The following is a 20,247-nucleotide window of genomic DNA, read 5'->3' as shown; positions in this document are numbered from 1 at the left end:
AAGATCGGCTATAAGTGACGCATGGACTTCCCGCCGCACCTGGGCAGCATGCCGATGCACGCGATCACCGAGATCCACGGCGAACCGGGCCTGCTGGAACGCTTCCGGTTGGAGGTCCAGCAGTTCGACGAGGCCGCCCGTGCGCGGCTGACCGCCGCGCTCGACCTCGCCGCCGAGTTGCACCGCGACGACCGGCGCGTCCGCGAGCCGTACCTCAACCACCTGCTGCGGGTGGCGATCCGGTTGATGCACCACTACCAGGTGCGCGACGTGGACGTGATCGTCGCCGGCCTGCTGCACGACGCGGTCGAGGACCACCCGGTCGAGCTGGCCGACGGTGCCGCCGGCACCGACCCGACCGCTGCCGCGCTGGCCGCGCTCGCCGCGCGGTTCGGCACGCGCGTCGCGACGCTCGTCGCCGCCGTCACCAACCCGGTGTACGACCCCGAGCGGGACCGCAACACGCAGTACCGCGAGCACCTGGCGGTCAGCCTGGACCGCGAGCCCTGGGCCCGGGTGATCAAGGTGTCGGACTTCACCGACAACGGCGTCGGGGTGATCCACACGGTTGGGCCGAAGGTCGTCTCGTCGGCCCGGAAGTACCGGCCGCTGGTGCCACTCTTCCGGGACCTGATCGGCCGGCCGGACACCCCGTTGTCGGCGGTGGTGAAGCGGCACATCTTCGGCCAGCTCGACCTCGCCGAGGAGCGGTTCAGCGCCATCCTGGACCAGCCCGCCCACCCCAACTGACCTGCGCAATCATCACTCGACCGGGTTTTGTGACAAGCTCTCGGATCTTTGCCTCCTGCTGCGGCATTACGGTGATTTTGCGTCAGTTGGGAGGCAGAAGTCCTCTCGATCGAAGTTCCGACGCGCCCCCGATCGAGAGGACTCGGACCATGCGCGACCTTTCTCGTCGCGACCTGCTCAAGGCAACGGCCGTCGGTGCCGGAGCGGTCGCCCTCCCGGGCATGATTGCCGGCAGTTCGGCGTTGGCCGCGGACGGCCCGTCCTTCGGTGACAAGTACCCGCCGGCCACGTTGACCGGCCGGATCGTTCATCCGCAGAGCCCCGACTACGCGCAGGCGAGCCTCGGCTGGGACGAACTGTTCGTGCGCTACCCGCTGGTGATCGTCTTCGCCCAGGAGACGCAGGACGTCGTCAACGCCCTCACCTGGGCCCGGCAGCACGACGTCGCGCTGCGGGTGCGCAGCGGCCGGCACAGCCTGGAGGGCTGGTCGAACGTCGACAACGGCCTCGTGATCGACGTCAGTGAGCTGAAGGACGTCCACATCGACACCGCCACGCGCACGGCGAAGCTCGGCGCCGGGCTCAACCAGTCCGAAGCGGTCACCGCACTCGGGGAGTACGACCTCGCGGCCACGACCGGAACGGAGGGGACCGTCGGCCTGTCCGGCGCGACCCTCGGTGGCGGCTTCGGGTTCCTCACCCGCTACCTCGGCATGGCCTGCGACAACCTGATCGGGGCGGAGATCGTCGTCGCGGCCGGGGCCGACGGCGCCAAGGTGCTCGAGGTGGACCCGTGGCAGCACGCGGACCTGCTCTGGGCGCTGCGCGGCGCCGGAAACGGCAACTTCGGCATCGTCACGTCACTCACCTACCAGGTGGCTCCCCTGGCGAGCGTCGCCTACCTGCAGGTGACCTGGCCGGGCCTCGACAATCTGCGCGAGGTCTTCGACACCTGGCAGCACACCGCACCGTTCAGCGATCCTCGGCTCGGCACTCAGGTCGAGGTCCACCCGGACTCGATCCTGCTGTTCGCGGTGCTCGCCGAGGGCTCGGAGGCGGAGGCGCGCAGGCTGCTGGAGCCGCTGCTCTCGATCGGCAATCCCGAGGTCAGCGTGCAGATCGGCGGCTGGAGCGAGACGTACGCCGGATTCCAGATCCCGAACGACGAAGAGCCGGCGAAGTGGAAGTTCTACTCACAGTTCACCAGGCAGCCCTTCCCGGCAGAGGCGATCAGCATCGTCCGCCAGTTCATGGAAAAGGCCCCGTCACCGGACAGCAACTTCTTCACCCAGGCCTTCGGCCGGGGCGCCCAACGGCAGGAGCCCTTCGGCGGGGCGGCGTTCCCGCACCGCGACGCGCTCTTCTACTCGGAGCCCGGCGTCGGCTGGGGCACGCGCGGCGAACCGGACAGCGACGACGCCATCACCCCGCTCGCCCAGGCCTGGATCGCCGAGTTCAGCCTGGCGCTGCGGCCCTACGTGGACGGCGCCTACGTCAACGTGCCGAACATCGGCATGGCGGAGTGGGAGGAGGCCTACTGGGGTCGCAACTTCCCGCGGCTGCGCAAGATCAAGGCGAAGTACGACCCGCACAACGTCTTCCAGTACGAGCAGAGCATCCCGCCCGCGACCCACTGACCTCGGTGGCCGGCGGCGCGGGTGACCCCACTCGCGCCGCCGGCCAGCGCCCGGCACGACACGGGCGGGCCGGCTTGCTCACGAGCGACACACCTCAGCGTCACATCTATGCCCATCGGACCGTGCGCCTCCGGACGCCGCAAGCAGCCGTGCGACGTCATCGGCCCCGGGGCTGGCGTACCGTCGTGGCGCGCGGGAGCGGTCAGCAGGGCGGGGCCTCCCGCAGGACCACGCGCAGCGGGTGGGGTGCGGAGCTGGCGAGGTCGCCGAGCACTGTGCACAGCAGGGCGTACTGATCGGCCGGCTCGTCGACAAACAGCTGACCGGCGTCGCTGACCAACAGGGTGAGCGGCCCGGCGGCCAACCGGTCCCGGAGCGCGTCGGCGAGGGCGTCCCAGGTGTGTCCGAGGTGGGTTGGCAGGGCCAGCGCGTCGGCCAGCGCGGCGAAGAGCGCGGGCCGGGTGCGGGTCGCCGCGCCGGCCAGCACCACCGCGCCCGGCGCTTCCTGCGCGTCGTCACGGCACACGGTCAACCAGTTCGGCGATCGTCCGTCGTCCTCGTCGGCCAGCACGTCTCTCCTGATCCGTCGGGCACCGAAACCACAGGGCCGGCCGGCGGCGAGACCGCTACCGACCGGCCCGGGACCGGTCAGAGCCGGTAGAAGTCGGTGTAGTGGTTGGGCGAGAACCAGGTGACCCCGGTGCTGCGGTTCACCACGATCCGGTACGCGTCCCGGGCGGCGCCCTGGGTGCGCGGGTAGACGTCGTACTCGTAGTAGGTGGCGTTGGTCGGCAGTTGGCCCTCGTAGTTGTAGAAACGACCGCCGGCGAAATTGGACAGGCCGCCGCTCCACGAGTACCAGGCGCGGCTGGTCGGGAACCCCTTGGCGGCCCACCCGGAGCGGGCGGTGCGGGCGTCCGCGCAGCGACTGACAGTGCAGGAGCTGTAGATCGCCGCCGAGGCGGAGTCCGCCAACCGCGGGGCCACCACGGACGGGCCGACCAGCGCGGCGGCGACCATGGTGAGGAGCAGGGCGAGAGAGGTGGTACGCCGGCGGATCGCGCCGAGCGTGGCCAGCGGGGAAACGAGGTGTGACACAGGCTGCCTCCAGACTCCGAGCCATCGATCCGCGCCACTGTCGGATCGGATCCCAGTCTCGCCGCTGCCTGTCGACATCGACAGCCCTCGTTGCCGCAACCCGGCCAGAATGCTCGGTGAATCCTCGGTGATCCGCCCTCCCCCGCGCAGCCGCCGCACCCACGCACTCATCATCAGCAAGCGACAGCGCGGTGTCGGACAGGTCCGACTCGTCCCCCACCGGCGTGGCGGCGAGGATACCGGTCACCGGTTGTTAGCGTGGATTGCGGATCCGTGACCGTGGAGGGGTGCCCATGACGGATGCCCCCGATGGGAGGCCGAGGCCCGCGGACCAGTGGCGACATCGGGGCATCCGCTGGTTGACCGTCGCCCGCGACGTGAGTGTCCGCGGGTGGCGGTGGTGGGCGCGGACCTGGGATCGGCTTGTCGCCGCCCTCCAGGACGAGGCCCCCGTCGGCTCCGCTGCCGACCCGTCCCCCGCCGGCCCGCTCGTCGAACAACGCGACGCGCCCCGGCTGATCGCGGTGCCCGCGCGCGGCTACGTGTACTCCTTCCACATCCGCGCCACGTTCGCCTGGTCGTCGCCGGTGAGCCTCCGCGCCGAGGTGCTGAGCTGGTACGTGCGGTACTTCCAGCCCACCGCCGTGCAGCGACTGACCCGGATCGCCGCCGACGCCGCCCGGGACCTACCGCCGCATCGGGCCGCCGACCTGGAGGTGGCGCTGCAACAGGCGCTGGCCGACGAACCAGAGTGGACCTACCAGCGGGGTGACCTCGTCATCACCTGCCGCCCCGACGCCGCCGTCCGCCTCGACGAGCGGATCATGCCGGCGCTCCAACCGCACGTCGACCGGATGCTGAAGCTGGAGTACCAGTTCGACGAGCAGCTACGCAAGGCCCGCTACGCCGAGGAACTCAGCCGCCAGTGGACCACGATCCTGAACGCCCACGCCGATGACCAGGACATCGCCGACGCCCGCGACCACCTGCTCAGCACCCAGCAGGCAGCCGCAAGATGGATCACCGATCTCCTCCACCACCACGCCGACCCCCCAACCACCCCGCCTCCCACCCCGACCCACAGCCCACCCAGCCCACCCAGCCGACCCAGCCCACCCAGCCCACCCAGCCCACCCAGCCCACCCAGCCCACCCAGCCCACCTCGATTCATGATCACTTAATGCTGGGCAGCTTTTCTGAGGTGCCAGTAACTACTCCGCATTAAGTGATCATGGGCGGAGACGGCGGCTGGCGAGGATGGCACGGGTCTCCTCCCGGACCCGGGCCGGGTCGGCCAGGAGACGACGGTGGCTGAAGCGGACGACGAGGATGCCGACAGTGGCCAACAGGGCGTCACGCCGGAGGTCGATCTCGCGCTCGGTCGGGTCGCCGTGGCTTGTCGCGCCGTCCAGTTCGATGTCGACCCGCTCCGCCTCGGCGTACATGTCAAGGTAGATCGTCCGAGCGCCGACGCGCATCCGCGCCTGCCGGATGAACGTCGGCAGGTCGGGGCCGACGAAGACGTGCTCGTGACCCCACACCTCCAAGGGGCTGCGGCAGCCGGCGAGGAGCCGATCCACAAGCCTGCGCACCGACGCGCGGTCGGTCAACCTCGGCACCTCGGCAAGAGCGGCGGTGAGTCGCTGCGGTGTGGTGAGCCGTTCATTTACCGCACGGATGAGCAGCCCCGGCCGGTCGACAGTCGGCAGCAGCGGCCAGCAGTCCACCAGGGTCCGGTCGAGCCGGGTGATCGGCACCCCGCTCCGGATGACCGCGTGCGGCGGCTCTACCGCGAAGCCGGGGCGGCGGCGCACCACGAGATGCGGCCAGTCACGCAGGCCCGACCCCACGGGCAGGTCGAGATGCACCGGCTCGCCCGGCGGTTGACGGCGTAGACCCCACACGTCCAGCGCGGTCAGTCGGCTGAGCGCAGCCCGCCCGCCCCCGTACGCCAGCGCAGCGCGGCGAGCCAACTCCGGCTCGACCCGCGCAAGCATCGGCAACTCGGTCCGGGCATCCCCGACGAGTGACCGATCGACATAGACCTCCGGCAGGAGCCGGACCAGTCGACCGGCCCGGCACGCTCCCTGAAGCGTCCACGAAGGCGCCACGCCCAGCACGTCCCGGCGGGTGACCAACCCGCCGCGGCGTACCAGCAGGGATTTCAGTCGGACGTCCACCAGCCCACCATGCCGTCGTCCCTGCCGCCGCGCGGGCCGCTGTGGACAACGACAGGACCTGTGCACAACGGCCCGGACCGTGCTCGACTGTGGTATCGCGCACCGCGACTCACATTGACGGGACGTCCGCGTCCTCGATCCGCTCCACCCCCAGATACTCAAGAAGGTTCGCCTGGTCGTTGCCATCAAGGGCCTCGAACGCCGCGTAGGCCCTCGCCCGCGCATGTGGTGTCCCCGCGGCCAGCAGGCCGACTATCGCCGCCCAGGCGTGGTTCACCAGGTGCATCACGCGGTCCTCGCGCAGGGTGGCCAGCCGGCTCAACCGGTCGAGCTGGTCGGCGGCCTCGTCGTCCGTCCGCGCCCGATAGATCAACTCGAACAGAGCCCTGCCCCGGTAGGCGTCCCGGCTGGCAGCGAGGTCCGCCAGTTCGTCGTTGGTCATCCCACCCACGGGCGAGACCGGAAGGTCGGGAGGAGGCGGCACGGTCATGGCCCAACTAAACCGGCTCAGCCGGATCGACGCCGCCCCGACTCCACCCAGCGGAGCGGCCGTCGTGGCCGCCGTTCGGCGCGCCAGCACAGACCGACCCGGGCATCCGAGCCGACGATCACCCGGCCCGGCCGAACCACACCCCACCCACCCGATCTGGGCGCGCCTCCCCCATGCTCGGGGGTTGACGGTGGGAGGTGGTCGCCGGACGCATCACAGGCTGTTGACGGCCTGGGAGACGCGCAGCACGGCATCGGCGACGGCGGTCACCGTGCCGGCACCTGCCAGCAGCGCCGGGAGCAGGCTGCGGATGCCCTCCACGTTGGGCCGCGGCTCGGCGGCGTACGCCGCAGCCGTGCTTGCCAGTTGGGTCAGCCGTTCGGCCTCGCGAACCTCCGTCCGGTGCTTCGCGATCTCGTCGACCATTGCGGCGACGAGACCGGCGAGATCCGAGCCTCGACTGAAGTCGTTGCTCCGGTTGTGCACCTGCGCGTGGTCACCGAAGACGTTCGCCTCACCGGTGATGTCGCCGCCGAAGTTGAACTGACTCACTGACTCCTACTTCCTGGTCGCCGACCGGCCGGAGCCGCAGGCCACCAACCGATCAGGCCGCCTGGTCATCGCGATCGAAATTCGACACCCGTCCGTGGTTCCCGAAGATGTTGCCCCGGCCGGACACCTCCCCGATGTTGGTGATGTTGTTGATGATCCGCTGCTTTCCGGCGGCTATCTCGGACGTGTCGATCCCCTTGTCGGTCAGGAACGCGACCAGACAGTCGATCACTCCTCGCTGCATCCGTAACAGACAGTCACGCACATCCGCGATCTCGAAGTAGCTCTCGATGCTCGTGGTCGCGGCGAGCTCTCGCGCGCTGAAGGGCGCCCCGTAGTCGTAGCGTCGGCCCTCCTGGAGCGCCTCGTAGTGATGTTGCGTCCGATTCTCGTGCGCCTCGGCCAGATCGATGCCCCGGTCCGAGCGCCGGAACAGCTCGGCGACGTAGGTGCGCCACGCCGCGATGGTCAGTGCCCAGGTGGTCGAACGGCCATGAAGAGGGCTGAGATCCTCCCCGAACAGACCGTAGAACCCGGTGGCGGGCGCGGAGTCGCGAAGGACGGGCGGCAGGACGAAGGCGGCGAACTCGCAGGACAGAATGCCCTGTTCGAGGGTGTAGCGGGCGAAGAGCGTGACGACGATCTGGCTACCCACGAGGCTCTTCGCCAGACACACGTACGTCCTGGCCTGCTCCCCCGGCGCGTCGCTGCCCAGATCCACCCAGGAGGTGTCCAGCCGGCACGGCGGGCGTACCTCGTCGGGATGGAACAGCCCCTCGCAGTCCGGCAGCACGTCCCCCCGCACGTAGATCCGTTTGGTGACCTCGATGTCGCTCAGCCCGAGCCGTGACCCGGCGAGCCGGATCAGATCGTCGTGCAGTTCTCGGATGGAGAAGGTCGCAGGTGGTCGCGTACCGTCTCGATTCTTTTCTCGACTGCGGCTGACGTCGATGGGTGGCAGTGCCCAGCGGCCGATCTCGGTGCCGCTGCCGACGAACGGGCTGTCCGCGTCAACCTCGAAGACGATCATGTTGGCGTCCTGCAGGGCGGCGAGTCCTTCCTCCAGGTCGGAGTCGAGCTCTGGCGCCTGGGTGGCCAGCGGCTTCTCCTCCGCCATGGTGTCGATCGCCGCCGCGCGGGTCTGCTGAAGACTGAGGAAGGTGGTGCGCCACCCGACTCCGCAGGCCACGACGATGAGCGGCAGCGCGAGCAGCGCCGTGACCACTCCGTCGCGCCAGAGGAGGAGGACGCCGAGCGCGACCAGGATGAGCAACGAATATCGCGTCAGCGCGACCGCGCCGTACAGCTCCCGCCACCGAGTGTCGGCCGCCCGGGCGTGCCGCACCAGCGCAACCGCGTCCACCCCGAACGGGGGGCACCACGCTTTCGGGTTGTCGATGCTGTAGTGCAGCAACACCTGCGCCGCCAACGGCGGGTGCAGGTGCATGGCACAGCACATCTGTCGACTGGCCAGATCGTTCGGCACCGAGGGCAGCACCGAACCCCCGCCGGCTCGGCCGCTCACCGTGCCGGCAGCGTCTGTCGCACTGACACTTCTGGGAACCGACGGTGCCATGCCGGGACAGTAGTTACCGCGCCCGCAATCCGCTGTCCATGATCTTTCAGTGCCGGAAGCCGCGTCAGAAGGATGGCTGCCAGCGCCGGGCAAGCTCCGACTGTGACCCGCATCAGCGCGGCACTACCGCCCCGAGCGCCGCCACCGGCGGACTCCCCGTCCAGGCCCACCTCGCCAGCGCCTCCCGGTCGACGAGCGTGAGGTTGAGCTGTCGGGCCATCCGGATGCCGTCGCCCGCGGTGAAGTAGCTGTTCGTCACGAGCAGGCAGATCTCGCCGCCGTGGATGTCCCGGCAGGTGCCGGCGAACCGCTGGATCGCGGCACTGCCCACCCGGTTGCCGACGCTCTGCCGCTTGCACTGCACCACGACGCGGCGGCCGTCGGGGGCGCTCGCCAGAACGTCAGCTCCCCGATCGCCCGAGCCGCCGCACACCGTCACGTTCCGAAACCCGGACGCCATCAGGATCCGGGCGAACCACTGCTCGAACTCCGGGCCACTCATGGTGTCGGTGACCGTGATCAACCTGTCCCGCTGGGCCTGCTCTACCCGTTCGCGGGCGCGTTGCCGCGACACGAGCAGTCCCACGGTGATCGCCCCGGCGACGATGAGGAGCACCAGGAACGCGGACCAGTAGGGGTGCCGCCGCACGACGTCGACGACAATGCCGAGGAGCACGAAGCCGATGACGGGGGCCAGCACCAGAAGCCAGCCGTTGGCCGGGCTGCCGCCACCGGAGAGGCGGCGGACCGTCGACCTTCGTCGAACGCGCCCGGAGCGCCGCCTGCGGTAGTGCGCCCGAACCCGCGCGCCGTTCCTCCTGGTGTGCGCTCTGACGAACGGCACGAGTCTCCTCCCCGGTCACGGAAACCCCAGTGTCGCGTCCCGGTTCAACAGTCGGTGTCCTCGTCAGCCGCCGTGCCACATGGGTGCGCTTCGGTGCAGCGTCAGTTCGAGGATGTCGGGTTCGGCGAGGACGGCTCCCAGCCGGCGCGACGCCACGACGGCGAGCGGACCCAGCGTCTGGTGCTCGATGAGCGCGTGGCACAGCTGGAGTCCCAGCTCGGCCAGCTCGCGTCGGCCGCACCTGCGACCGCCCGGGTGCGCACGGCGATCGGCCACCGCGGCCCGGATGCGGTTGTGCAGTTCGGCGCGTTCGTCGGTGTGCTGTCGCATCACCTCGACCGACCAACGCCAGCTTTCAACGAGCAGCAGCAGGTCGACCCGGTCGGGTGGCTGGTCGGCGAGCAGCAGCTCCTGGTGGCAGACGAACAGGGCGAGCGAGAGGAGGTTGTCGTCGACCAGCAGCGCGGCCAGCAGGCCCGCGCCGACGGGCACCGGTTCGCCGAGATCCTGGCCGACGTCGAGGAGCAGTTGGTCCAGACGGGCCTGCGCCGCAGCGGTGTCGCCGCTGAGGTGGTGCAGGACGGCCAGGAACTCCTTGATTCCCGGTGCCAGCCGGCCGGGCCCGGCGTCCGCTTCTGCCCGCCCGTGGTCGGCGGTCGCCGCGTCGCGTAGCTCCTCGGCCGCGCGGAGCAGCTGGGCCAGCGGGGCGCCGGCCGCGACCAGTCGGCTGACGCGGTGCCGCAGCACCGCCAGGGGTGTCGGCTCGGCCGGAGGTGGGATGAGGGCCAGCAGACTCGCCAGCTCGGTCCACTGCCCCGCCGCCGCGCCGGTCAGCAGGGCCCGGCGCAGTGCCGCCACCGTCAGGTCGTCGCCGTGCCCGATGTTCGCGGCTCGCACCCGGGTGACGTCGCCGAACACCCCGAGCGCCTCCGGCCAGTAGCCGGCCTGGGCGAGTTCGACGCCGAACTCCTCGCGTAGTCGGCTGCCCCGTCGCGCGCTCACCGACCCGCCGGCGAGTCGGCTCTGCAGACGGGCGTGCCGGAACCGGTAGGCTCCCGCGCCGTCGCGCAACAGGCCGACGGCCTCGGCGTACGCCAGAAAGGCGAGCAGCCGGTGCGGGGTGCGACCCCGGACGGCGAGGGCGGCACGGGTGAGCGCGAAGCGCATCCAGGCCCCACCGCCGCTTCGGAGCAGCCACCAGCCCAGCCCGAACCCGATACCGGCGTAGCTCAGCTCGGGCAGTGGCGGGACGGCCGACACCACCCCGGTCAGACGCAGGGCCGCGACGATGACGAGCAGCCGGACGACGCCGGTGGCGGCAGCGGCCAGCGCGGAGGCGACGCCGGCGGCCCGGTCGGCCCGGACGGTCTCGACAACGCTCGTCGCCTCCAACTCGGAGGCGGGCGCGGCGACATCCACCCGAAGTCCGGCCCGGACGGCCGCGTACGTCGCACCCAACAGCGCGAGCACCAGGGCGGCGCGGGCTGGATCGGACCACGGGGGTACCCCGGGCAGTCGGTCGAGCAGCGCGACCAGCTGCGGGGTGGGTGGGTAGGCCGTGAGGAAGGCGAGCGTGACACCGGCGATCGAGAAGCCGACGAACAGCGCGCCGGGCAGCCCGTCGCGAAACGCCCGCACCCCGCCGACGAACGCCACCCGGCGGGGTCGTTCCCGACCGACCTGGCCCGAGCCTCGGATCAGCGCCACGACGAAGGCCAGCACGAACGCCGTCACAGTGAGGGTGCCGGTCTCCCGGACCAGGCTGTCGAGGACGTCCCTGGTCGGTGGGTGGGTGACAAGCGTCGCGGTCGTGGTGAGGGCGTCCGCGGCGAGCGTCAGCGTCAGCCACACCGCCGCCGCGGTCCGCACTCCGGCGGCGAGTGCCCAGAAGGGGCCGGGCTGGGCGGCGCTCAACTGCCACCAGCGGAACTCGCGCACGTCGAGCGACTCCAGGTGCGCGGCGAGGAAGGCCAGGTAGCGCCGGGCGGTGGCGGGTTCCCAGCGGCGCAGGCCCTGCGCGCCCCGACGCGAGCGCAGCGCGGCGTCCACGGCACGGGTCAGCAGGTCGTCCTCGACCGAGCGTTGGCCCCGCTCGCGTGCCAACGGCAGGAGGTCGCGCGGATCGGTGCCGGGTTGGTCGAAGGCGCTGCGGGCCATCGCCACCATCAGCGGCGTGCTCAGCGCGGCGGTCAGCTGGGGGGCAGCGGTCAGCCCGGTCGCCACAGTGGTCCAGTTGTCCACCTGGTGCAGCGGCGCCGAGTCGACCAGGTAGTCGGCCACCTCGGCGGACGCGGATGGTTCGAGCATGACCACGGCGGTGCCGCGCAGCTTCTCGCCCTGGCTCAGGTATCGCTCATAGACGGTGGTCCGGCAGGTGAGCACGAATCGTTGGGTCGGTAGCGCGTTGAGTTCGTCGAGGCAGGCGAGCAGTCGATCCTCGGGCACCTCGTCCAGTCCGTCGAGGACCGGCACGACCAGGTCGGTCTCGACGAGGTCACGCAGCACGGCGTCGCGGCGCGGATGGTCGGCGGCGAGCTGCGGGTAGCGCCGGGCGATCCGGTCGACCAGCCAGTCGTGGAAGGTCTCCCGGTCCGGGTCCCAGGAGTCGGCCGGCACCAGCACCGGCACGGGGGTGTCCGGGTCACGGAGTCGCGGCAGCTCCCGGGCCATCCGCAGCGCGAGGACCGACTTTCCGGAGCCGGCCGGGCCCAACAGCAGCAGCCGCCCGGAGGGCACCTTCCGGTAGCAGCTCCACAGTGTTCCGGCGCCGCCGCTGAGGTCCATCGGGGCGGCGTCGCTCGATCGGCCGATCGAGCGCCAGGAGGGCAGGAACCGCGCGGGCGCGGTGCGCCAGCGCACCGGCAGCGGATACGGCTCGTCGACGGTGCGCAGCAGCGCGTCGTCGGTCGGGTCGCGACGGATGAGTTCCACAAGTTCGTCGGCGGCGGCGCGCCGATGTGCAGCGGTCTCGGCGAAACCTGTCGTCCCGGGCCGGAAGACCTGGTCCAGCAGGACGTAGACGGCGATGACGCCGGCGACGACGCCCCAGCTCCAGTTGACCTTCTCGAAGTCGTACCGCAGCCACACCCAGGCGGTGCCGCCCACCGCCAGTGCGGCCACGGCCGTCAGCGATCCCCATTTCCATCCGCGACGACGCACCGCACGATTGTGGTCGAGCCGCGCTCGTCAGCACACCCCCGCCGCCGGACGCCGGCACACCTCGACGCGGCACCGGGCGCACGGCCAGCGGCGGGGCTATGCGGCCTGGTCGGTGGCCGGGGCGTGCTCGCCGTACTCGCCTCGGATGGGCAGGTAGTAGGCGGGCAGGAAGCCGGCGATGATGGCGACTCCCGCGATCGGTACGAACGCGCCGGCGATGATGCCGGAGCCGATCCAGAGCAGCGCGAGCGCGAAGCGGCGGCCGATGGTCCGGACGCCGAAGGCCCCGAGGGTGGGGGCCAGCAGTGCGGCGTGGCGCAGGTAGCGCCAGATGATGTTGAACAGGGCCGCTGCCATCCACAGTGTGCCGCCGTAGACGAGGACAGCGGTCCGCAGTCCCTGCTCCGCGCGCAGCGCCCCGGCGAGCAGCGACGTGGAGAACGGCAGGAACGCGATGACCATCAGCAGCACCGTGTTGAGGAACAGGACGCCCCGGTCGACGTGTCGGACGTAGTCGAACATGACGTGGTGGTTGACCCACACCTGCCCGATGAGCAGGAAGCTCAGCGCGTACGCCAGGTACGACGACCAGAGCGTGCCGAGGCCACGGAGGAGGTGCCCGAAGTCCGGTGGCGGTTGGATCTCCAGCACGAGCAGCGTCACGGCGATGGCGAAGACTCCGTCGCTGAAGGACACCAGCCGGCCCGGTTGACGGGTCAGTGGTGGCGCGACGCCCTGGGCATTCACCCTCTCATAATGCTCTATGCCCCGCTTTGTACCGGGCGATGTCGGTTCAGGCGGCCAGCGTGGCGTAGCGGCCGTTGCGGTCCAGCAGGCTGTCGTGGGTGCCGGCCTCGACGATCCGACCGTGGTCGAGCACCGCGATCTGGTCGGCGTGACGCACCGTGGACAGCCGGTGGGCGATGGTGATCGTGGTACGTCCCTCGGCGAGCACGTCGAAGGCCCGCTGCACCGCCCGCTCGGTCTCGGTGTCCAGCGCGCTGGTGGCCTCGTCGAGGACCAGGATGCGCGGGTCGCGCAGCAGCGTACGGGCGATGGCGAGCCGCTGCTTCTCACCGCCGGAGAAGCGGTGGCCGCGGGAGCCGACCACCGTGTCGTACCCGTCGGGCAGGCTGTCGATCAGGTCGTGGATCTGGGCGGCCCGGGCGGCGTCCTCGATCTCGGCGTCGGTGGCGTCCGGGCGCGCGTAGCGCAGGTTCTCCCGGACGGTGGTGTGCAGCAGGTACGTCTCCTGGCTGACCACGCCGACGATCGCGGCCAGGTCGACCAGGCGCAGGTCGCGCAGGTCGACACCGTCGACGGTGAGCCGACCGGCGGTCGGGTCGTGCAGGCGGCTGACCAGTCCGGCGAGGGTGCTCTTGCCGGAGCCGGTCTCGCCGACCAGGGCGAGGCTGGTGCCGGCGGGCACGTCGAGGGTGATGCCGGCGAGGGCGGCGGTGTCGCTGCCCGGATAGCCGAAGGTGACGTCCTCCAGGCGCAGGTGGCCGCGGACCCGGGCGGGGTCGAGGCGGACCGGCTCGGCGGGGTCGGCCACGTCGACCGGCAGGTCGAGGTATTCGAAGATCCGGGCGAAGAGCGCCAGTGACGCGGTGAGCGAGACGCCCACGTTGAGCAGGCCCATCAGCGGCCGGAACAGGCCGCCCTGCAGGGCGGTGAACGCGACAAGGGTACCGATGCTCAGGGTGCCGGCGGTGCCCGGCAGCCCGGCGGCGAGGTAGATGACCGCCGGTACGGCGGCGAAGATGACGCTCATCGAGGCCATCCGCCAGCGGCCGGCCAGCTCGCTGCGCAGTTCCAGGTCGACGAGCCGCTCCGAGGAGGCGGTGAACCGGTCGATGAGCGCGGGCCCGGTGCCGAGGGTCTTGGCCAACTGCACGCCGCTGATCGAGAGCCCCTCCTCGACTGTGACGTTGAGGTCGGCGAGTTCGCGCTGGCGCTGGTCGGTGATCTCGCGGCGCATCCGGGCGACCCGGCGGGTCAGCCAGATCGCCGGTGGCAGCACCACGAGCGAGACCAGAGAGAGCTGCCAGGAGAGCGCGACCATCGCCACGGCGGTGGCGACCACAGTGGTGAGGTTGGCCGCGACGGCGGTGGCGGTCGAGGTGACCACCGACTGCATGCCACCGATGTCGTTGGTGATCCGGGACTGCACCTCGCCGGTGCGGGTGCGGGTGAAGAAGCCCAACGACTGGCGTTGCAGGTGGCTGAAGACGTCGGTGCGCAGCCGGTGCATGACCCGCTGCCCGACCTGGGTGGAGATCCAGGTCTGCACGACGCCGAGGACGGAGGTCACGGCCGCGACGGCGACCATGCCCAGGACCAGCCAGACCAGCAGGGTCACGTCACCCTGCGGCAGCGCCCTGTCGATCACGGCGCGCAGCAAGAACGGGCTGGCCATCGCGATGATCGAGGAGAGCACGATGATCACGGTGACCACGGCCAGCGCGGGCCGGTGGGGGGTGAACAGCCGGCCGATGCGCCGCAGCGACACCTGGCGGGCCTGGGTCTTCTCTTCGGCGCTGACGGCGCGGCGGCCGCGGTCGCGGCCCATGGGGGTGGGTTCCAAGGAGCACTGCCCTTCGATCGGAGACATTACTGAGGTTACCTCAACATGAGGGAACAACCGTATCTGCTGCTACGGTATTCCCGTGACCGAGCACACCTCCACGAGCGCCGACGACGAGAGCCTGGCGGAGACGTTCTGGGCGGTGGCGTCCCGTCTGCGCCGACAGACCCGCGAGTCGTTGGCGCCCTGGGACATCACCCCCAGCCAGTCCCGGGCGCTCGGCGTGCTGGCTCGGCACGGCGAGGTACGCCCCGGCACGCTCGCCGAGCACCTGCGCATCGCACCCCGCTCGGCGACCGAGGTCGTCGACGACCTCCAGACCCGTGGGCTCGTCGAACGTCGACCCGATCCGGCCGACCGGCGGGCCACCCTCGTCGCGCTCACCGAGGAGGGCAGCCGGGTCAGCACCGCCATCCGGGCGGCCCGCCGGGCCGAGGCGGACCGCTTTTTCGGCCACCTCTCCGACGCCGACCGCGCCGAGCTGGTCCGCATCCTGCGCACCCTGCGCGGCTGAGCCACACACGCGGGATCACCTGCGCGTTTGCCCGCCCGCTGCCCGGGTAGCCAGCGGCCCCGTTCCCACCGCGGGCCCCGCCACCACCAGTCGGGGAGACCTGACAGGAGGGGCCATGTCTGCCCTGGACCAGCACCGCGCCGCCTGATGTGCGGGATCAGCGGGGAGGCCCGCTTCGACGGGCGGTCGCCGGACGCGGCGGCGGTCACCCGGATGACCGAGGCGATGCGCTCACGCGGCCCGGACGACGAGGGCCTGTACGCCGCCGGCTGGGTGACCCTCGGGCACCGCCGGCTGACCATCATCGACCTGTCCGACGCGGGCGGGCAGCCGATGGTCCGCGACGACCTCGGCCTGGCGCTGGTCTTCAACGGCTGTGTCTACAACTACCCGGAACTGCGCGAGGAGTTGCAGAACGCCGGGTACGCCTTCGGATCCACAAGTGACACCGAGGTGATCCTGGTCGCGTACGCGCACTGGGGTGAACGCTTCGTCGACCACCTGGTCGGCATGTTCGCGATCGGGCTTGTCGACCGGACGCGGCGGCGGCTGATCCTGGCCCGCGACCGGCTCGGCATCAAACCGCTCTATCTCGCCGAGTCACCGGGGCGGCTGCGGTTCGCCTCCACCCTGCCCGCGCTGTTACGGGCCGGCGACGTGGACACCGGTATCGATCCGGTGGCGCTGCACCACTACCTGTCCTGGCACTCCATCGTGCCCGCGCCCCGGACGGTGCTGCGCGGGGTGCGCAAACTGCCGCCGGCCACAGTGCGGGTGATCGAGGCGGACGGGCGCAGCCGCGAGGAGGTGTACTGGCGCCCCGACTACGTGCGGGAGCCCGCCGACGCGGGGATGGACGCCGCCGACTGGCGGGCCGCGATCGGGGACGCGCTGCGCACGGCGGTACGCCGACGGCTGGTCGCGGACGTACCGGTCGGGGTGCTGCTCTCCGGCGGCCTGGACTCCAGCCTCATCGTGGCGCTGCTCGCCGAAGCCGGCCAGCGGCAGCTGCGCACGTTCAGCATCGGCTTCGACAGCCGCGACGGCGAGTCCGGCGACGAGTTCCACTACTCCGACCTGGTGGCCCGCGCGTACGACACCGACCACCACCGGATCCGGCTGGCCGACGACGATCTGGTGCCGGCGGTACGACGTGCCGTGCACGCGATGACCGAACCGATGGGCAGCCACGACGTGGTCGCCTTCCATCTGCTCTCCGAGCAGGTGGCACGGCATGTGAAGGTGGCCCAGTCCGGGCAGGGCGCCGACGAGGTGTTCGCCGGCTACGGCTACCACCAGCCGCTCACCGAGGCGCCCCGGCACAGCGCCGCCGAGACGTTCGCCGCCGCCTTCTTCGACCGCGACCACGACGAGCTGCGCGCCATCGTCGGCCCGGCGTACGCGCTGGAGCACGACGCCAGCCGGGAGCTGCTCACCGGGCACCTCGCCGCGCCCGGGGCGCAGACCGCGTTGGACGCCGTGCTGCGGCTGGACACCCACCTGATGCTCCCCGACGACCCGGTCAAGCGGGTGGACAGCATGAGCATGGCGTGGGGCCTGGAGGTGCGTACGCCCTTCCTGGACCAGGACCTGGTCACCCTGGCCGCGCACTGCCCGCCGGCACACAAGGTCGGCCAGGGCGGCAAGGGCGTGCTGAAGGAGGTCGCCCGGGAAGTGCTGCCCGCCGAGGTGATCGACCGCCCCAAGGGCTACTTCCCCGTGCCGGCGCTGCGCAACGTGGACGGCCCGGTGCGCGAGCTGGTCGCCGAGGCGTTGCAGGCGCCCGCCGCGCGGGAGCGCGGGCTGTTCCGCCCGGAGTACGTGGCCCGCCTGCTCGCCGAGCCGGACCGGGCCGAGGCGGCGGCCGGCAGCAACAAGCTGTGGCAGCTCGGCCTGCTGGAGCTGTGGTTACAGACCCACGACATCCGGTGAACGCCGCCCGATCACCTGGCGGCCGTGCGAGCGGCCAGGTCGTCGAGGACGGCGCACAGGTCACCGGTACGCTCCAACACCCGGCGTTGCCGGGTCGCGCCGGTGCCGTCGCGGCGCAGCCGGGCCAGCTGCGCCAACACGTACCCCAGGTCGCCGTGGCGCAGCAGGGCCGGAGCGATCACCGCCATCAACTCGTCGACGAGCGCCCAGGCCGGCCGGGTCCCGCCGGCGCGCAGGTCGATCAACTCGCCGTCGAGACCGTGGTGGGCGGCCCGCCAGTGCGCGGCGGCGACCAGACAGTCGCGGGTGGGCGGCGCCGTCACCCCGGCGCGCACGTCGTCGGCGAGGGTGGCGACCAGGGACCGGACCAGCGCGGCGACCAGCACCGCGTCGTCCACGTCGGAGCAGACGTCACCCACCCGCACCTCCACCGTCGGGTAGGCCGACGACGGCCGGGCGTACCAGTAGACCATCGCGGCGTCGAGCATGATGCCGGCGGCGATCAGCTGGTCGACGGTCCGGTCGTAGTCGGCCGCGGAGTCGAAGTACGGTGTCGGACCGATGCTGGGCCAACGTTCCAGCTGCATCGACCGCCAACTGGCGTGGCCGGTGTCGTGCCCGTCGTGCAGCGGTGAGTTGGTGGTGATCGCCTGGATCACCGGCAGCCAGGTGCGGAGGTGGTTGCAGACCTGCACGGCCAGCTCCCGGTCGGGCAGCCCGACGTGCACGTGGCAGCCGCAGACCGCCGGGTCGTGCGCCACCGGGCCGTACCGGCGCGACATCGCGTGGTAGCGCGGCTCGTCGGGGACGGTCAGGTGCGGCTCGGCCACCGGGGTGGCGCCGACGGCCACCAGTCGGGCACCGGCCGCAGCGGCGGCCTCGGCGGCGGAGTGCCGCAGCGCCACCAGGTGCCTGCGCAGCTCGTTGAGGTCGGCGCAGACCGGCGTGACCATCTCCACCATGCTGTGCCGGAACTCCTGGCGGCTCTGGTCCCGGGCGGGGCCGCGCAGCGCGGCCAGCACCTGGTCGGCCACCGGCAGGTTGCGCCCGCTGTCCGGATCGAGCAGCAGGAACTCCTCCTCCACGCCGAGTGTGAGGGTGGACAGGTCGGGCGCGGTGTCGACGGCGGTCGGACGGTAGGCCATGACCCCTCCCCCATCCCCTGCGGCGGCCGGTGCCTCGGGTTCCCGACCACCCCTGCGGCAAACGCCCGGTCAGGGCGTCGCCAGGTCCGCCGCGCGCGCGGCGAGAAAGGCCCGTTCGGCCGCGTTGTCCGTCAGGGCGACGGCCGTCCGGTACGCCTCGACGGCCTCCCCGCCCCGACCGAGCCGGGCCAGCAGGTCGGCGCGGACCACGTGGTAGACGTGGAAGGCAACCAGGTCGAGGCGGTCCACCTCGGCCAGCGCGATCGCCGCACCGGACACCTCGGCGAGCGCGACGGCCCGGTTCAGCGCCACCACCGGGCTGGGGGCGACCACGCTCAGCTGGTCGTACAGCTGAAGGATCTGGGCCCAGTCGGTGTCGGCGGCGCTCCTCGCGACGCTGTGCACGGCGGCGATCGCGGACTGGATCTGGTACGGGCCGGGCCGGTCGCGGCGCAGGCAGCGGCGGACCAGCGCCTGGCCCTCGGCGATCAGCTCGGCGTCCCAGCGCCCTCGGTCCTGCCGGGGCAACGGCACCAGGTCGCCGACGGTGGTGGTTCGCGCGGCACGGCGGGACTCGGTGAGCAGCATCAGCGCGAGCAGGCCGACCGCCTCCGGCTCGTCCGGCATCAGCGCGACCAGCAACCGGGCCAGCCGGATCGCCTCGGCGCACAGCTCGACGCGGACCAGGTGCGGGCCGCCGCTGGCCGTGTACCCCTCATTGAAGATCAGGTAGAGGACCGCGAGGACGCCGGGCAGCCGGTCGGGCAGGTCGGCGTCGCGGGGCACCCGGTACGGGATCCCCGCGTTGCGGATCTTCGACTTGGCGCGGACCAGCCGCTGCGCCATCGTCGGCTCGGGCACCAGGAAGGCTCGGGCGATCTCGGCGGTGCTCAGGCCGCCGAGCAGCCGCAGGGTGAGGGCGACCCGGGCGCTCGGGGCGAGCGCCGGATGGCAGCAGGTGAAGATCAGCCGCAGCTGGTCGTCGTGCACAGGTCCCTCCTCGACGGGTGCGTCGGCGGCGAACAGCAGGGCCGCCTCGGCGTGCCGGCCGGCCCGGGACGCCTCCCGCCGCAGCCGGTCGATGGCCTGGTTGCGGGCGGTGGTGATGATCCAACCGGCCGGGCTGGGCGGCGGGCCGCTGCACGGCCAGCGCCGCACCGCGATGACGAATGCCTCCTGGACGGCCTCCTCGGCGAGGTCGATGTCGCCGAGGAGGCGCACCAGGACGGCGACCGCGCGGCCGTACTCCGCGCGGAACACCGCCTCCACGTCGGACACGCTCAGTCGCCGGCCCCGCCCTGGAAGGGGCGCACCTCGATCGGCAGGGTGGTGGCCAGCGCGTAACGGCGACCCCAGTGCAGGGCGACGTCCAGGTCCGGCACGTCGATGATGGTGATGCCGCCGAGGTATTCCTTGCCCTCCACGAACGGTCCGTCGGTGATCAGCACCTCACCGTCGCGGGGACGAAGCACGGTGGCGCTCTCCGGGCCGTGCAGGCCCTGCCCGAAGACCCACGACCCGGTCGACGCCAGCTCGTCGCGCAGCTCGCCGAGCTGACGCATCACCCCGGCCAGAAACTCCGGCTCCGGCAGCTCTCCCTCGGGCTGGTGCATGCTGAGCAGGTACAACGTCATCGTTCCTCCTCGCGGGGCGGCCGGCCGCTCGCCGACCTCTCATCCTCCATACGATCGGCCGCCGCCCCAATCGACAGGCCGGCAGAAGATTCTCGGCGCCCGACCCGACCCGGTGTTGACGAAGGACAGGGGTGGTGTCCGCCGGTGCC

Annotated in this window: 18 protein-coding genes; 5 read left to right on the top strand and 13 right to left on the bottom strand. The window is 71.6% G+C overall.

The window, feature by feature from the left end:
* Nucleotides 1-21 precede the first annotated feature (21 nt).
* Both AB0B86_RS01480 and AB0B86_RS01475 read left to right on the top strand, forming a co-directional pair.
* On the top strand, nucleotides 22-750 hold the full coding sequence (locus AB0B86_RS01480; protein ID WP_357409587.1) for an HD domain-containing protein: 729 nt from the start codon (nucleotides 22-24) through the stop codon (nucleotides 748-750).
* A gap of 149 nt (nucleotides 751-899) precedes the next feature.
* Entirely contained in the window at nucleotides 900-2,387 is a 1,488-nt protein-coding gene (locus AB0B86_RS01475) for an FAD-binding oxidoreductase (RefSeq protein WP_357414847.1), read from the top strand.
* A 202-nt stretch (nucleotides 2,388-2,589) separates the two neighbouring features.
* Here AB0B86_RS01475 and AB0B86_RS01470 read toward each other — a convergent pair whose 3' ends face one another.
* Nucleotides 2,590-2,958: a barstar family protein gene (locus AB0B86_RS01470; protein WP_357409583.1), complete on the bottom strand. Its 369-nt coding sequence runs from the start codon at nucleotides 2,956-2,958 to the stop codon at nucleotides 2,590-2,592.
* A gap of 77 nt (nucleotides 2,959-3,035) precedes the next feature.
* Nucleotides 3,036-3,485: a ribonuclease domain-containing protein gene (locus AB0B86_RS01465; RefSeq protein ID WP_357414845.1), complete on the bottom strand. Its 450-nt coding sequence runs from the start codon at nucleotides 3,483-3,485 to the stop codon at nucleotides 3,036-3,038.
* A 293-nt stretch (nucleotides 3,486-3,778) separates the two neighbouring features.
* On the opposite strand from AB0B86_RS01465, the gene AB0B86_RS01460 reads away from it, so the two are divergent.
* Nucleotides 3,779-4,666 carry a hypothetical protein gene (locus AB0B86_RS01460; RefSeq protein WP_357414843.1) on the top strand — a complete coding sequence of 296 codons (888 nt, stop codon included), beginning with the start codon at nucleotides 3,779-3,781 and terminating at the stop codon, nucleotides 4,664-4,666.
* Between the two features lie 48 nt (nucleotides 4,667-4,714).
* Here the strand turns inward: AB0B86_RS01460 and AB0B86_RS01455 are convergent, their stop codons facing one another.
* From AB0B86_RS01455 to AB0B86_RS01420, 8 genes are all read right to left on the bottom strand, one after another.
* Nucleotides 4,715-5,665 (bottom strand): DUF559 domain-containing protein, encoded by a 951-nt coding sequence (locus tag AB0B86_RS01455; RefSeq protein WP_357414841.1) that lies wholly within the window; start codon nucleotides 5,663-5,665, stop codon nucleotides 4,715-4,717.
* A gap of 109 nt (nucleotides 5,666-5,774) precedes the next feature.
* On the bottom strand, nucleotides 5,775-6,155 hold the full coding sequence (locus tag AB0B86_RS01450; protein ID WP_357414839.1) for a hypothetical protein: 381 nt from the start codon (nucleotides 6,153-6,155) through the stop codon (nucleotides 5,775-5,777).
* A gap of 213 nt (nucleotides 6,156-6,368) precedes the next feature.
* Entirely contained in the window at nucleotides 6,369-6,707 is a 339-nt protein-coding gene (locus AB0B86_RS01445; protein WP_357409538.1) for a hypothetical protein, read from the bottom strand.
* 52 nt (nucleotides 6,708-6,759) lie between these two features.
* Entirely contained in the window at nucleotides 6,760-8,232 is a 1,473-nt protein-coding gene (locus AB0B86_RS01440; protein ID WP_357414836.1) for a hypothetical protein, read from the bottom strand.
* Between the two features lie 163 nt (nucleotides 8,233-8,395).
* Entirely contained in the window at nucleotides 8,396-9,127 is a 732-nt protein-coding gene (locus AB0B86_RS01435; protein WP_357414834.1) for a restriction endonuclease, read from the bottom strand.
* 63 nt (nucleotides 9,128-9,190) lie between these two features.
* Nucleotides 9,191-12,286, bottom strand: coding sequence for an NACHT domain-containing protein (locus tag AB0B86_RS01430; RefSeq protein WP_357414832.1), 3,096 nt, complete (start codon nucleotides 12,284-12,286; stop codon nucleotides 9,191-9,193).
* 96 nt (nucleotides 12,287-12,382) lie between these two features.
* The gene (locus AB0B86_RS01425) at nucleotides 12,383-13,033 is read right to left on the bottom strand and encodes a TMEM175 family protein (protein ID WP_357414830.1); all 651 of its coding nucleotides are present in this window, start codon (nucleotides 13,031-13,033) and stop codon (nucleotides 12,383-12,385) included.
* Between the two features lie 46 nt (nucleotides 13,034-13,079).
* Nucleotides 13,080-14,858 carry an ABC transporter ATP-binding protein gene (locus AB0B86_RS01420; RefSeq protein WP_357415044.1) on the bottom strand — a complete coding sequence of 593 codons (1,779 nt, stop codon included), beginning with the start codon at nucleotides 14,856-14,858 and terminating at the stop codon, nucleotides 13,080-13,082.
* 97 nt (nucleotides 14,859-14,955) lie between these two features.
* On the opposite strand from AB0B86_RS01420, the gene AB0B86_RS01415 reads away from it, so the two are divergent.
* Complete coding sequence (locus tag AB0B86_RS01415) at nucleotides 14,956-15,387, top strand: MarR family winged helix-turn-helix transcriptional regulator (RefSeq protein ID WP_357409528.1); 432 nt, start codon at nucleotides 14,956-14,958, stop codon at nucleotides 15,385-15,387.
* Between the two features lie 147 nt (nucleotides 15,388-15,534).
* Nucleotides 15,535-17,319, top strand: a complete 1,785-nt coding sequence (locus AB0B86_RS01410; RefSeq protein ID WP_357409526.1) for an N-acetylglutaminylglutamine amidotransferase — start codon at nucleotides 15,535-15,537, stop codon at nucleotides 17,317-17,319.
* A gap of 11 nt (nucleotides 17,320-17,330) precedes the next feature.
* On the opposite strand, the gene AB0B86_RS01405 is transcribed toward AB0B86_RS01410, so the two are convergent.
* From AB0B86_RS01405 to AB0B86_RS01395, 3 genes are all read right to left on the bottom strand, one after another.
* Nucleotides 17,331-18,464 (bottom strand): glutamate--cysteine ligase, encoded by a 1,134-nt coding sequence (locus AB0B86_RS01405; protein WP_357414828.1) that lies wholly within the window; start codon nucleotides 18,462-18,464, stop codon nucleotides 17,331-17,333.
* A gap of 69 nt (nucleotides 18,465-18,533) precedes the next feature.
* Complete coding sequence (locus AB0B86_RS01400) at nucleotides 18,534-19,742, bottom strand: RNA polymerase sigma factor (protein ID WP_357409522.1); 1,209 nt, start codon at nucleotides 19,740-19,742, stop codon at nucleotides 18,534-18,536.
* A 2-nt stretch (nucleotides 19,743-19,744) separates the two neighbouring features.
* Nucleotides 19,745-20,098, bottom strand: a complete 354-nt coding sequence (locus AB0B86_RS01395; protein ID WP_357409520.1) for a YciI family protein — start codon at nucleotides 20,096-20,098, stop codon at nucleotides 19,745-19,747.
* Nucleotides 20,099-20,247: the final 149 nt, after the last annotated feature.

It is taken from the genome of Micromonospora sp. NPDC049047, from assembly GCF_040649135.1.
Classification (GTDB): Bacteria; Actinomycetota; Actinomycetes; order Mycobacteriales; family Micromonosporaceae; genus Micromonospora.
Note: the sequence above shows the minus strand (reverse complement) of the source record. Positions and strands in the feature narration are given on the sequence as shown.